Source organism: Arthrobacter sp. zg-Y40 (assembly GCF_020731535.1).
Lineage (GTDB): Bacteria > Actinomycetota > Actinomycetes > Actinomycetales > Micrococcaceae > Arthrobacter_B.
Window position 1 is genome coordinate 14,452 of the sequence record NZ_JAJFZS010000001.1, and the last position, 12,577, is coordinate 27,028.

10 protein-coding genes, 3 tRNA genes and 1 pseudogene are annotated in these 12,577 nt (G+C 64.8%); 7 read left to right on the top strand and 7 right to left on the bottom strand.

Translation table 11 applies throughout. The annotated features are described in order from the left end of the window. Positions 1-26: 26 nt before the first annotated feature. From ilvN to ilvD, 3 genes are all read right to left on the bottom strand, one after another. Entirely contained in the window at positions 27-539 is a 513-nt protein-coding gene (ilvN, locus tag LJ754_RS00060; protein WP_227914411.1) for an acetolactate synthase small subunit, read from the bottom strand. Positions 540-542: 3 nt separating this feature from the next. Then, positions 543-2,450 carry an acetolactate synthase large subunit gene (locus tag LJ754_RS00065; protein ID WP_227924865.1) on the bottom strand — a complete coding sequence of 636 codons (1,908 nt, stop codon included), beginning with the start codon at positions 2,448-2,450 and terminating at the stop codon, positions 543-545. Positions 2,451-2,871: 421 nt separating this feature from the next. Next, positions 2,872-4,575: a dihydroxy-acid dehydratase gene (ilvD, locus tag LJ754_RS00070; protein ID WP_227914413.1), complete on the bottom strand. Its 1,704-nt coding sequence runs from the start codon at positions 4,573-4,575 to the stop codon at positions 2,872-2,874. A gap of 245 nt (positions 4,576-4,820) precedes the next feature. On the opposite strand from ilvD, the gene LJ754_RS00075 reads away from it, so the two are divergent. Beyond that, positions 4,821-5,210, top strand: a complete 390-nt coding sequence (locus LJ754_RS00075; RefSeq protein ID WP_227914414.1) for a hypothetical protein — start codon at positions 4,821-4,823, stop codon at positions 5,208-5,210. Here LJ754_RS00075 and LJ754_RS00080 read toward each other — a convergent pair. After that, entirely contained in the window at positions 5,207-6,184 is a 978-nt protein-coding gene (locus LJ754_RS00080; protein ID WP_227924866.1) for a 2-hydroxyacid dehydrogenase, read from the bottom strand. The two genes, LJ754_RS00075 and LJ754_RS00080, sit on opposite strands and share 4 nt — an antisense overlap. A 106-nt stretch (positions 6,185-6,290) precedes the next feature. Between LJ754_RS00080 and LJ754_RS00085 the strand changes: the two genes are divergently transcribed. The 3 genes from LJ754_RS00085 (at position 6,291) to LJ754_RS00095 (ending at position 7,051) form a co-directional block, all read left to right on the top strand. Further along, complete coding sequence (locus LJ754_RS00085) at positions 6,291-6,611, top strand: hypothetical protein (RefSeq protein ID WP_227924867.1); 321 nt, start codon at positions 6,291-6,293, stop codon at positions 6,609-6,611. Positions 6,612-6,726: 115 nt separating this feature from the next. Continuing rightward, a tRNA-Lys gene (locus LJ754_RS00090) sits at positions 6,727-6,802 on the top strand. Positions 6,803-6,975: 173 nt separating this feature from the next. Then, positions 6,976-7,051 (top strand) — tRNA-Lys (locus tag LJ754_RS00095). Positions 7,052-7,100: 49 nt separating this feature from the next. Here the strand turns inward: LJ754_RS00095 and LJ754_RS00100 are convergent. The 3 genes and pseudogenes from LJ754_RS00100 to LJ754_RS00110 form a co-directional block, all read right to left on the bottom strand. Then, a complete protein-coding gene (locus tag LJ754_RS00100) occupies positions 7,101-7,895 on the bottom strand; it encodes a GNAT family N-acetyltransferase (protein ID WP_227924868.1) in 795 nt (264 codons plus the stop codon). A 32-nt stretch (positions 7,896-7,927) separates the two neighbouring features. Continuing rightward, positions 7,928-9,099: pseudogene (locus LJ754_RS00105) on the bottom strand (RtcB family protein). A gap of 126 nt (positions 9,100-9,225) precedes the next feature. Next, a complete protein-coding gene (locus LJ754_RS00110) occupies positions 9,226-9,732 on the bottom strand; it encodes a MarR family winged helix-turn-helix transcriptional regulator (protein WP_227914419.1) in 507 nt (168 codons plus the stop codon). A 153-nt stretch (positions 9,733-9,885) separates the two neighbouring features. Between LJ754_RS00110 and bcp the strand changes: the two genes are divergently transcribed. The 3 genes from bcp (at position 9,886) to LJ754_RS00125 (ending at position 12,476) form a co-directional block, all read left to right on the top strand. Further along, positions 9,886-10,353 carry a thioredoxin-dependent thiol peroxidase gene (gene bcp / locus LJ754_RS00115; protein WP_227924869.1) on the top strand — a complete coding sequence of 156 codons (468 nt, stop codon included), beginning with the start codon at positions 9,886-9,888 and terminating at the stop codon, positions 10,351-10,353. A 58-nt stretch (positions 10,354-10,411) separates the two neighbouring features. Further along, a tRNA-Leu gene (locus tag LJ754_RS00120) sits at positions 10,412-10,493 on the top strand. Between the two features lie 288 nt (positions 10,494-10,781). Further along, complete coding sequence (locus LJ754_RS00125) at positions 10,782-12,476, top strand: ABC transporter substrate-binding protein (RefSeq protein ID WP_227914422.1); 1,695 nt, start codon at positions 10,782-10,784, stop codon at positions 12,474-12,476. Positions 12,477-12,577 lie beyond the last annotated feature (101 nt).

Sequence of the window (12,577 nt, forward strand, 5' to 3'; positions counted from 1 at the left end):
CCTGGATAAGGGTCTGGGGGTGGAACTCAGGCGCTGCGCAGCGCGCGGTCACTCATGGACTTCGAGCCGCGGCCGATGGCCAGTGTTCCGGATTGGACTATTTCGCGGATGCCGAAGGGCTCAAGCACTGAGAGCAGTGCGTTGAGCTTCTCGGCGGTGCCTGTTGCCTCAACAATGAGCGAGTCGATGGACACATCCACCACTGAGGCACGGAACAACTCGGCTGCCTGGGTTACCTGCAGCCGGGTTGCGGCATCCGCACGAACCTTGACCAGGATGTGGTCTCGTTGCACGGAGGAATCGGGAACCAGCTCGACAATCTTGATGACGTTGATGAGCTTGTTCAGCTGTTTGGTGACCTGCTCCAGCAGGTCACCTTCGGCGTCGACCACCACGGTGATGCGGGACATGCCCGGCACCTCGGAGGGGCCCACGGCCAAAGAATTGATGTTGAACGCCCGGCGGGCGAACAGCGACGCGACCCGGGTCAGGACGCCGGGCACGTCTTCTACCAGCACGGAAAGGGTGTGGCGGGCCATGTCCTAGTCCTCCTCTTCCCAGGTGGGAGTCATGTTGCGGGCAATCTGGATCAGGTCGTTGGACACTCCGGTGGGGACCATCGGCCACACCATGGAGTCGCGGCTGACCACGAAGTCGATGACGACGGGGCGGTCATTGATTTCCAGCGCCTTGGCAATGGTGGCGTCAATGTCCTCGTCGCGTTCGCAGCGCAGGCCCACGCAGCCGTAGGCTTCCGCCAGCTTCACGAAGTCCGGCACGCGCACAGTGTCGTGCCCGGTGTTCAGGTCCGTGTTGGAGTAGCGGGACTCGTAGAAGAGGGTCTGCCACTGCCGGACCATGCCCAGGGAGGAGTTGTTAATGATGGCGACCTTGATCGGGATGTTGTTGATCAGGCAGGTAGCCAGTTCCTGGTTGGTCATCTGGAAGCAGCCGTCGCCGTCGATGGCCCAGACCACGCGGTCCGGGTTGCCGACCTTGGCACCCATGGCCGCCGGGACGGAGTAGCCCATGGTGCCCAGTCCGCCGGAGTTCAGCCAGGCGCGCGGGCGTTCGTACTTGATGAACTGCGCGGACCACATCTGGTGCTGTCCCACCCCGGCCACGTACACGCCCTCGGGGCCGGTCATGGCGCCGATGCGTTCAATGACCTTCTGCGGGGCAATCAGGCCGTCTTCGGGTTGGGCGTAGCCGATCGGATAGGTCTCGCGCAGCCGGTCCAGCACGGCCCACCAGGCCGAAATGTCCGGACGGCCGGCTTCGAACTGGCCGCGCACGGCGTCGGCAAGCTCCGGAATGATTTCCCGAACCGAACCCACAATCGGGACATCGGCAGGGCGGTTCTTCGAGATTTCGGCCGGATCGATATCGGCGTGGATGACCTTGGCACCGGGCGCAAAGGAGCTCAGCACGCCTGTGACGCGGTCATCGAAGCGGGCACCGAGCGTGATGAGCAGGTCAGACTGCTGCAGTGCGGTCACGGCCGAAACCGATCCGTGCATACCGGGCATACCCACGTGCTGGGAGTGCGAGTCGGGGAAAACACCACGGGCCATCAAGGTGGTGACCACCGGGGCGCCCACCAGTTCGGCCAGTTCCAGCAGTTCTTCCGAAGCATTGGCCTTCAGCACACCGCCGCCCACGTAGAACACCGGACGCTGGGATTCGGCAATCAGCCGGGCCGCTTCACGGACCTGCTTGGAGTGGCCGCGGACCACGGTCCGGTAACCCTGCAGGTCGATTTTCGGCGGCCAGGAGAAGGTGGTTTTTGCCTGCTGGGCGTCCTTGGCAATGTCCACCAGCACCGGACCGGGCCGGCCCGACGTCGCAATGTGGAACGCCTCGGCGAGCACCCGCGGGATATCCGCGGCATCGGTGACCAGGTAGGAATGCTTGGTGATGGGCATGGTGATGCCCACGATGTCCGCTTCCTGGAAGGCATCGGTGCCGATGAAGGCGCTGGACACCTGGCCGGTGATGGCCACCATCGGAACGGAGTCCATGTGCGCATCCGCAATGGCGGTGACCAGGTTGGTGGCCCCGGGACCCGAGGTCACAATGCACACACCGGCGCGCCCGGTGACCATGGCATAGCCTTCGGCTGCGTGGCCGGCACCCTGCTCGTGCCGGACCAAAATGTGGCGGATCCTTGGAGAATCCATGAGCGGATCGTAGGTGGGCAGGATGGCCCCGCCGGGAAGGCCGAAGACCTCGTCGACGCCGAGCTCCTCAAGGGAGCGGACGATGGCCTGGGAACCGGTCATCTGGGTGGGCGGAACAACGTTGCCCGGGCCTTGGATGCGCTCATCCACGGCGTCGGGATGGGCGGACACAGAAGTGGCTACATCTTTGGTCTTGGCCGCTGCCGCACGTGCGGCGGCATTGGCTTTTGAGGCCATCAGCGAAGGGCTGATTGGCGATCCCTTACTCATTGGAACTTCCTTTGTGCGGATACTGATCCATGGTCATTGCGGCGGCCGGTGCGGGTGGTGCCCGTTCCGGCTTCTTCTGTGCCCAGCGAAGCGGTGAAGCTGCGAAGCCAATAAAAAAACCCCTCGTGCCGGTTGGCTCCGTAGGGGTTCGCGCGTGACGTCTTACAAGTCGGGGCTGTTACGCCACGCGCTTGATAAGGACGACGGGTACGATCTGCATACCGTTCAGTCTCGCGTTCCCCTGCGGGGGTGTCAATTGTATGAGACGCGCGTCTCAATATCTGGACATGTGTCTCGCGGCTGATAGGCCTCCCCGACGACGCCCGCCGAGAGCGGACGTCGTCGGGGCCCCTCAGGCCTTTGCAGCCTTATTAAGCCCTGCCGCCTCGGCGGCTCGTAAGAAAACCGAGTCCACGAGTTTTCACCCGCAATAAGCGCCGGTGGAGGCGGAGTTCACCAGCTTGGTGTACTTGCCCAGCACACCGGTGGTGAACTTCCCCGGCAGCGGCTGCCAGCCGGCCTTCCGGGCTTCCAGCTCTTCCGGGTCCACCAGCAGGTCGAAGCTGCGGGCGGCAATGTCCACGCGGATCCGGTCCCCGTCCCGTACGAAGGCGATGGGGCCGCCGTCGACGGCTTCGGGTGCAACGTGGCCGATGCACAGGCCGGTGGTGCCGCCGGAGAACCGGCCGTCGGTGAGCAGCAGGACGTCCTTGCCCAGGCCGGCGCCCTTGATGGCGCCGGTGATGGCCAGCATTTCGCGCATGCCCGGGCCACCCTTGGGACCTTCGTAGCGGATCACGACGACGTCGCCGGCGTGGATCTGCCCGGCATCGAGGGCATCCAGGGCACCCTGTTCGCGTTCGAAGACACGTGCGGTGCCCTCGAACACGTCGGCGTCGAACCCGGCACTCTTGACCACTGCGCCTTCGGGGGCCATGGAGCCCTTCAGGATGGTGATGCCGCCGGTCTTGTGGATGGGGTTGTCGATGGCGCGCAGCACCTTGCCGTCCGGGTCCGGCGGATTGATGGCGGCCAGGTTCTCCGCGACCGTCTTGCCCGTGACGGTGAGGCAGTCGCCGTGGATCAGGCCGGCGTCGAGCAGTGCCTTCATGATCACCGGGACGCCGCCGATCTTGTCGACGTCGAACATTACGTACCGGCCGAAGGGCTTCAGATCACCCAGGTGCGGGATGGTGTCGCCGATGCGGTTGAAGTCCTCCAGCGTGAGGTCCACTTCGGCTTCGCGGGCGATGGCGAGCAGGTGCAGCACGGCGTTGGTGGAGCCGCCGAAGGCCATGGTGACGGCGATGGCGTTTTCGAAGGCCTTCTTGGTCATGATGTCGCGGGCGGTGATGCCCTTGCGCAGCAGGTTGACCACGGCTTCGCCGGATTTGCGGGCAAATTCGTCGCGGCGGCGGTCGGCCGAGGGCGGCGCCGCCGAGCCGGGCAGGGACATTCCCAGGGCCTCGCCGATGCAGGCCATGGTGTTGGCGGTGTACATGCCGCCGCAGGCGCCTTCGCCGGGACAGATGGCCCGCTCGATGGAGTCCAGGTCCTTCAGGCTCATCTTGCCGGCGGCGCAGGCACCCACGGCTTCGAAGGCGTCGATAAGGGTCACTTCCCGCTCGCTGCCGTCCTCCATCTTCGCGAAGCCGGGCATGATGGAGCCGGCGTAGAGGAAGACGCTGGAGAGGTCCAGGCGCGCGGCGGCCATCAGCATGCCCGGCAGGGACTTGTCGCAGCCGGCCAGGAGGACAGAGCCGTCCAGGCGTTCAGCCATCATGACGGTCTCCACCGAGTCGGCAATGACTTCGCGGGACACCAGGGAGAAGTGCATGCCCTCGTGGCCCATGGAGATCCCGTCGGAGACGGAAATGGTGCCGAACTGCATGGGGAAGCCGCCGCCGGCGTGGATGCCTTCTTTGGCACCCTGGGCCAGGCGGTTTAGGGAAAGGTTGCAGGGGGTGATCTCGTTCCACGAACTGGCGACGCCGATCTGCGGCTTGGCGAAATCGTCGTCACCCATTCCCACGGCGCGGAACATGCCGCGGGCGGGCGCTGCGTGGATGCCGTCCGTGACCACTCGGCTGCGGGGCTTGATATCGGGTGTGTTTTCTCCGCTCATGGCTAAATCCTAGGACTTAAGCCTGCGCGTTCCGCCCATGTGACGGACACCGGCTTCCGTTGTTACGGCCCGTGAACACCAGATGAAGATCTATGGCGCGGACGGGCCGTGCTTCCCGGATGGGGGGACCCTGTTCATAGACTGGGGGTATGACATCGGACAGAGGCTCCCCCGACACGAACCCAGACTTAGACCCAGGCTTAGACCCATATAAAGAGTCAAGCACGGCAACGGACAGCGACGAGATGAAGCTGGTGCTGCGCCGCGTCTTCGAATCCCAGATCCCGAACTACGGGGACTACAACCTGGTGTGTGCCACTCCCGCCGGGGACGAGGAGCCGGGTTTCTACGTCCTGGGCTACCGCTGGCGTCCAGCCGAACTGGTCTTCGCCCCGTTCGACGTCGATTCCCTGGCCGGCCTCGAGGCCCCCACCGCGGTGAACACCACCAACCTCAGCCACACTGACGAACTGGCTGCGGACGCGTATGAGGTGGGTACCAACACCGGACGCATCTTCCGGTTCAGCGTGGAGCCGCAGGCAGCACTGCCCGGGGCCGGGACGCGGATGCTGGAGCAGGCCGCGGACTGGGAGGACTTCCGCTCCTTCGTGGACTCCTACCTGGAGCTGGCCTAGCTTTCACCGGACCTGCCGGCCCACGGGCCCGGCCGGACCATATTCAACGGTTCCTCACCCCGGGCCAGCCGGCGGACCTGGCGGCGCAGGAACTCCCGGATCCGAGGTTCGAAGGCGTCGGTATTCCCGCCCCAGTGCGGGGTGATGATGGCACCGGGCGCCTGCCGCAGGGGGTGGTCTTCCGGTATGGGTTCGGGATCGAAAACATCTACGGCGGCGCGCAGCCGCCCTGACACCACCTCTTTGGTGAGCGCCTCGCTGTCCACGACGGCGCCGCGGGCCACGTTGACCACCAACCCGCCGTCGGGCAGGGCCGACAGGATCCGCGCGTCGATCAAGTGCCGGGTCTGCTCATTCAGGGGCGTGATCACCACCAGGATTTCTGCTGCCGCCGCGAGTTCCGCAAGTTCCCCGCTTCCGTGCACGGCGCCGTCGTCGTCCGTCCTGGCCGTGCTGCCCACGCGGGTGAGTTCGACGTCGAACGGACGCAGCCGTGCGGCAATCTCCCGGCCGATGCCTCCCACCCCCACCAGGAGCACGCGGCGGTCGGCCAGTCCGGGGCAGCGGACCTGCTCCCATGTGCCCTCATGCTGCCCGCGGAGCGCGGAGTCGACCCCCCGCTGCGCGGCCAGGATCAGGGTCAGTGCCATTTCCGCTGTTGCCGCCGCATGCACGCCGGCGGCGCTGGCAATGGCCGTGCCCGGTCCAACGAGTTCGGGCAGGCCGTCATAGCCGGTGGACTGGGCCTGCAGCAGGGCCAGCTGCGGGACCCGCTCCAGCGCGGAGCGGTACTCGGTGCCGGATGCGTAGGGCAGGACCACGGCATCTATGTCCGCGTAGTCAACGCCGTCGGGCTCCCCCTCGAGATCCCATACCGCGGCCCGCATTCCCTCGGGAAGCGGTTGCAGCGCGTCCAGGAGTGCGGCGGTCGGAACGGTGACGGTGCGGACAGGGCGGGCTTCGGAACGGTCCATGCCAGCCAGCGTAGCGGCGGACGCCCGGCAGTGCACCGGCTATGGACAGGGGAAAGCGGCGGCCGTACCGTCGAATTGTGCCTTCCGCCGACCGAAGGATCCCCTTGTGGCTCGAACATCGGTTTACCTCACCACCCTTGGCATCGGTTCCGCTGCAGCAGTGTGGGCGGCCCGGAAACTGCACCGGCTGACGGATAACGACGCCGTCCGGCTGGCGTCCGGCGGCGCCGCAGCGGGAACTCGCGTACCGCGGACCGTTTCGGCGGCGGGCCCGGCTACGCCCACGACGGTGACCACTGCCGACCCGGCCGCCAACCTTCCAGCGCGCACCTGGGTAGTGGACAACAGCGCGGATTGGGACGGAAATCCGGGGGAACTGGTGGTCCTCCCCCGATCCCGGTCCCCCAAGGACGGCGGCACAAAGTGAAACGCACCACAAAACCGGCCCGGATTTCATTCTGCGGCAAAAGTGCTGGTAGTGTTTCATGTCGTTGCTGATGCCAACGGCGGAGAAAATTCGCCTCAAAAACAGCAGTGAATACGCACCTCTAGCTCAATTGGCAGAGCAATTGACTCTTAATCAATGGGTTCCGGGTTCAAGTCCCGGGGGGTGCACCAACAAAACCGTCCGGTCAGGCGCTTCGCCTGGCCGGACGGTTTTTTGTTGTGCAGGGGGGGCGCAGCCGCACGGGGCACCGTTTCGCGCAGCGGCCGCAGACGTGGTAGTGTTTCATGTCGTTGCGGAGAACAAACCGCGCCCCACGGCGCCGGATGCCAGACCGCATCAGCACGCACCTCTAGCTCAATTGGCAGAGCAATTGACTCTTAATCAATGGGTTCCGGGTTCAAGTCCCGGGGGGTGCACCAACCGGAAACCGCCCGGCAGGAGATTCTCCTGCCGGGCGGTTTTTTGTATCTAGGCCGGGGCACGCCAAATATATGGCGTGGTGGTGGAGACCTTCACGAAACCGGAGCGCTCAAGGATGGGCCGGGAGTACGGTGTCGAGTCGCTGTGGATCAGTGTCTTACCCATTGCCAGGGCGGACCGCGCGCGGGCTGCGGTGAGGGCACGGTAGATACCCCGGCCCCGCCACGCCGGCAGGGTGGCGCCACCCCAGATGCCGGCAAAGTCCGTGACGGGAACAGGTTCAAGGCGTCCGGCGCTGACAATCTCTGCCCCGCATTCGGCCACCCAGAGTTCCATTCCGTCGGCATGGGACAGCCGGCGCAGGAGGGAGTCTGCAGTTGCGGTGGAAACCGGATCCCCGAAGACCCCGTCCGCCATTGCACTCATGGCACGGACATCTTCCTCTTCGGTGACCTGCCGGAGGGCAACGCCAACAGGCAGCGGGACGTCAACGGCGAGGTCCGCTGCACGGCCGATCATGATGGACTCGGATTCCTCCGGCTCAAACCCGTTACCAACCAGTGCAACATGCAGTCCGGGAGCCCAGTCATGCCCGCGGGACTTCCACTCGATGTGCCGGATCGCCGGATTGTTCCGGTAATACCCGAGGGCGCCGGCCACCCAGCCGGCTATGGTGCCGGCGTCGGCGCCGTCCAGGCCGGCATAGGTGATGAATCCCCGTCCGCCGGCGAACGTCACCAGGCGCAGCGGTCCAAGCTGTTCGACGTCTAGGGCGGACGGAGTCTCCGCGTCCGTGCGCAGCTGCCGGTCATAGGCGGCAAGAAGCTCTGCTGAAGTGGTCATGACTGGCCACCCTACCGTGGTCCGCCCCAGACTCAGTTTCCCTTGACGTTCACAATCTGGTGCAGCACGTGCCGCACCGAAACCAGGTCCCCGGCATCCTCCATCACTGCGTCTATGTCCTTATAAACGCCGGGATTTCATCGATGAACGCGGGAGTGTCCCGGTACTCGATTCCCCGCATTGCCTTCCGCAGCTGTTCCTGGCTGAAGGTTTTGCGTGCCCGGGTGCGGGAGTACTGCCGGCCTGCCCCGTGCGGCGCGGAGTTCAGGGACGGAGGGTAGCCCTTGCCCTCCACCACGTAGGACGCGGTACCCATGGATCCGGGAATGAGTCCAGGGCGGCCGGGGGAAGCATCAATGGCTCCCTTGCGGGACAGCCAGACCCTTTTTCCGTAGTGCTCTTCCACCTCGGTGTAGTTGTGGTGGCAGTTGATCCGCTCTGCTTCCTGCACCGGACCGCCGGTCCACTCCCGGAAGCAGGCCATCACCCTGTCCATCATTTCCTCCCGGTTCAGCAGGGCGAATTTCTGCGCCCACATCAGCTCCGCAATGTAACGGTCAAACTCCTCAGTGCCTTCCTCCAGGTAGGCCAGGTCCCGGTCCGGCAGCTCGATGGAGCGTTTGCCGCAGTAATTCTGCGCAGCCCAGATGTGCTGCTGGGCGATCTTGTTCCCCACTCCCCGCGATCCGGAGTGCAGGAACAGCCAGACCGTATCCTCTTCATCGAGGGAAACCTCAATGAAGTGGTTGCCTGAACCCAGTGTGCCCAGCTGCAGCTGCCAGCCTTTGAGGTAGGCGCCAGGATCAAAGCCGGCGGCAGCGGCGTCGTCGGACAGGACCTGGACGCGGCGGCGTGCAGTGTCCGTCAGGGACTTGTTGCTGTGCCCGGCGGAGAGGGGAACCGCGCCCTCGATCGATGTCCGCAGCTTCCGCCGGTCCAGTCCGGCTAAGTCCGCAGCCCGGTGCCCGGTGCGCACCGCGATCATCCCGCAGCCGATATCGACGCCGACGGCGGCCGGGACCACCGCGCCAAGGGTCGGGATCACCGAGCCCACGGCGGCACCCTTGCCCAGATGGGCATCCGGCATGGAAGCCAGGTGCGGGTAGATGAACGGCATCTGCGCCGTTCGCCTGTTCTGCTCCAATGTGGCGTCATCAATGACGCCTGCAAAGTTAAGGTACTTTTCGCTCACTCTTTGTTCCATGTGCCTGCCCTTGCCCATGTGGCCGGCGGACCTGCCGCCCGCGGAGTTAAAGGACAAGAGGCACATCCGGTGGATGTGCCTCTTGTCGGTGGATGTGACGCTTTGTCGATGTATGTGACGCTGCTGTCAGCGGCCGTCTGCCGCGGGCTCCGGCAGAATTTCCAGCCCGGCTTCGGGCGGGATGGGCAGTCCGGGAACGTCCACGGCAGTCTGCCACCGGGGGCTGCCCAGTTCGGTGATGACCTTGCGCAGCTGGCTGCGCAGCGCTTCGGACATCAGCTCGCCGCCGTCAAGCAGGGTGCGCTCAATGTTCTGCGCCTCGTGCAGGGCTTCAGCGCCGCGCTCGGTAATGGTGACCATGTGGCTGCGCTTATCCAGATCATTACGGACCCGCGTGACATGGCCGTGGGTCTCCAGGCGGGCCAGAGTCTTGCCCATAGTCTGTGCCTGGACGCGCACCAACTGCGCCAGGCGGGCCTGTGTCATGGGTCCCTGCGAGTCAAGGACACCCAATGCGATCACGCCTGCATGCGTCAGGCCGATGCTGACCAGGCGTTCGTTCCAGGCGTGTTCTACCAGGCGCGCAGCGGTTGACAGCAGACGACCGGTGGGCCAGCGCTCCATATCCGGCATAAAATAAGACTCTTCCTCTAGGCTCTGGACGGCTAAGCAAACAGTCAGTTGGCTGATGATGCATCTGTCCACAGACTAGGATAGCCATCCCGCGCGGGAATGTCGCGTTTGAGTCGTACCGCGTGCCAGAACCCATTTCCAGGAGAGATTCCCATGCCACGCCTCAGCCCGGCCGAAACCGCCCCGGACTTCACCCTGCCCGCCTCCGACGGGAGCAGTGTTTCCCTGGCCGACACGCGCGGCAGCAACACCATTGTGTACTTCTACCCCGCGGCAGCTACGCCCGGCTGCACCAAGGAAGCCTGCGACTTCCGCGACAACCTGAACAGCCTCAAGAGCGCCGGCTACACGGTCCTGGGCATCTCCCCCGACCCGGTTGCGAAGCTGGAAAAGTTCGCCGCAGCGGAGAACCTCAACTTCCCGCTGCTCTCCGATCCAGACCACGCGGTGGCCGAAGCCTACGGCGCATGGGGCGAGAAAAAGAACTACGGCCGCACCTACGAAGGGCTAATCAGGTCCACTGTGGTGGTTGACCCCGAGGGCACGGTTGCCCTCGCCCAGTACAACGTCAAGGCCACCGGCCATGTTGCCAAGCTCCGGCGTGATCTAGGGCTCGACTGAGCTCGGGTACACTGGAGGCTGGTTTCCCCACTGGCCTCCGGCCGGCGGCAGAAACCACGCGCGAGTGGCGGAATTGGCAGACGCGCTGGATTTAGGTTCCAGTGTCTTCGGACGTGTGGGTTCAAGTCCCTCCTCGCGCACAAACGGCCCCGCTTAGGGCGTCCACGGCAAAAGCCCCGGTCTTCGGACCGGGGCTTTTTGTGTTCCCCGGGCATCCCCGGGCATCCCCGGACATCCCTTGCCGGCCCAGGGCCCGCTCCGGCGTGACCAAATCGTGACCGCGCCGGGGGTGTCCAATTTCACGTAACAGAAACACTTCACCATTAGGCTCTGTCCATACGTTTGTGTTCCAGGACACATTCGCGCCGGTTAGCCGGCAGCAGGCAACACTCGCTTAGCGTTCATCCGCCCCAGAGGAGTACCGAAACATGTTCCCAGCAGACAGAGTCCGGAAAGGCCGCACCGCGAAGAAGCGCGCGTCCGCCCTTACCGCAGGCCTTGCCCTGAGCGCTCTTGTGCTCTCGGGCTGCGCCCAGAGCAACCGTGAAGAAGGCGACGGCGGTGGCTCCGGCGACGTCGACGGCACGTTTGTCTTCGCCGCCTCATCCGATCCCAAGTCCCTTGACCCCGCCTTCGCCTCCGACGGTGAGTCCTTCCGGGTCAGCCGCCAGATCTTCGAAGGCCTGGTAGGGGTCGAACCCGGAACCGCCGACCCGGCTCCGCTGCTGGCCAAGTCCTGGGAAGTCTCCGAAGACGGCATGACCTACACGTTCGCCCTGGAGGAAGGCGTCACGTTCCACGACGGAACGGATTTCAACGCTGAAGCCGTCTGCGCAAACTTCGACCGCTGGTACAACTTCTCCGGTATCCAGCAGGCAGAAAGCCAGGCCTACTACTACGGCATGCTGTTCAAGGGCTTCTCCGACAGCCCGGACACCGCGACGTACAAGTCCTGCGAGGCGTCTTCGGACACCGAAGCCGTGATCTCGCTGAACAAGCCGTTCGCCGGGTTCGTTGCCGCCCTGTCCCTGCCGGCGTTCGCCATGCAGAGCCCCTCGGCCATGGAGGAGTTCGGTGCCAACGAGTCCTCCGGCACGGCCGAGGCACCCGAGCTGACCGAATACGCCAAGGCCCACCCCACCGGCACCGGGCCCTACAAGTTCAATGCCTGGGACGTAGGAAACCAGATCACCCTTGACCTGAACGAGGACTACTGGGGAGATGAGGAAGCACAGGTCACCGACATCATCTTCCGCGTCATCGATGATCCGCAGGCACGCCGCCAGTCGCTGGAAGCCGGCGACATTGACGGCTATGACCTGGTGGCTCCGGCCGACACCGAGCAGCTGGCCGCGGCCGGCTTCAAGGTGATCCCCCGGGATCCGTTCACCATCCTGTACCTGGGCATGAACCAGCAGGTTCCGGAACTGGCCGATGTGAAGGTTCGCCAGGCCATCTCCTACGCCATCGACAAGGAAGCGCTGGTGTCCCAGACGCTGCCCGAGGGCACGAAGGTGGCAACACAGTTCATCCCCGAGGTTGTCAACGGCTACAACGACGAGGTCACCGAGTACGCCTACGATCCGGAGAAGGCAAAGTCCCTGCTGGCCGAGGCCGGCTACCCGGACGGCTTCACCGTGGACTTCAACTACCCCACCGGCGTCTCGCGCCCCTACATGCCGACCCCTGAACAGGTCTTCACCAACCTGCAGGCCCAGCTGGCCGAGGTAGGCATCAAGGTCAACCCGCAGCCGAACAAGTGGTCCCCGGACTACCTTGACCGCGTCCAGGCCGGGTCCGATCACGGCCTGCACCTGCTGGGCTGGACCGGCGACTACAACGACACCGACAACTTTGTTGGCGTCTTCTTCGGCCAGGAGAAGCCGGAGTTCGGCTTCAACAACCCGGACATCTTCAACGCCCTGGAAGAAGCCCGCCAGGTCTCCAAGCTCGACGAGCAGACCCCGCTCTACGAGCAGATCAACGAGGACATCGCGCAGTTTGTGCCGGCCGTACCGCTGGCACACCCGGCGCCGTCGCTCGCCTTCTCCGAGCGGGTTGAGTCCTACCCCGCCAGCCCGGTGAACGACGAAGTGTTCAACCAGATCAAGCTCACCAAGTAACGCACCGGAGGCCGGGGACCCCAGTGGTCCCCGGCCTTTACGCGTGTTCCAGTCTTTTTCCCCACCAGATCCTCCAGCTTCCACGGCTGGGAAAGGACGCT

What these genes read in the sequence shown, in the direction of transcription:
- ilvN (WP_227914411.1), bottom strand. Translation starts at nt 539, where the DNA reads ATGGCCCGCCACACCCTTTCCGTGCTGGTAGAAGACGTGCCCGGCGTC.
- LJ754_RS00065 (WP_227924865.1), bottom strand. Translation starts at nt 2,450, where the DNA reads ATGAGTAAGGGATCGCCAATCAGCCCTTCGCTGATGGCCTCAAAAGCC.
- ilvD (WP_227914413.1), bottom strand. Translation starts at nt 4,575, where the DNA reads ATGAGCGGAGAAAACACACCCGATATCAAGCCCCGCAGCCGAGTGGTC.
- LJ754_RS00075 (WP_227914414.1), top strand. Translation starts at nt 4,821, where the DNA reads ATGAAGCTGGTGCTGCGCCGCGTCTTCGAATCCCAGATCCCGAACTAC.
- LJ754_RS00080 (WP_227924866.1), bottom strand. Translation starts at nt 6,184, where the DNA reads ATGGACCGTTCCGAAGCCCGCCCTGTCCGCACCGTCACCGTTCCGACC.
- LJ754_RS00100 (WP_227924868.1), bottom strand. Translation starts at nt 7,895, where the DNA reads ATGACCACTTCAGCAGAGCTTCTTGCCGCCTATGACCGGCAGCTGCGC.
- LJ754_RS00110 (WP_227914419.1), bottom strand. Translation starts at nt 9,732, where the DNA reads ATGCCGGATATGGAGCGCTGGCCCACCGGTCGTCTGCTGTCAACCGCT.
- bcp (WP_227924869.1), top strand. Translation starts at nt 9,886, where the DNA reads ATGCCACGCCTCAGCCCGGCCGAAACCGCCCCGGACTTCACCCTGCCC.
- LJ754_RS00125 (WP_227914422.1), top strand. Translation starts at nt 10,782, where the DNA reads ATGTTCCCAGCAGACAGAGTCCGGAAAGGCCGCACCGCGAAGAAGCGC.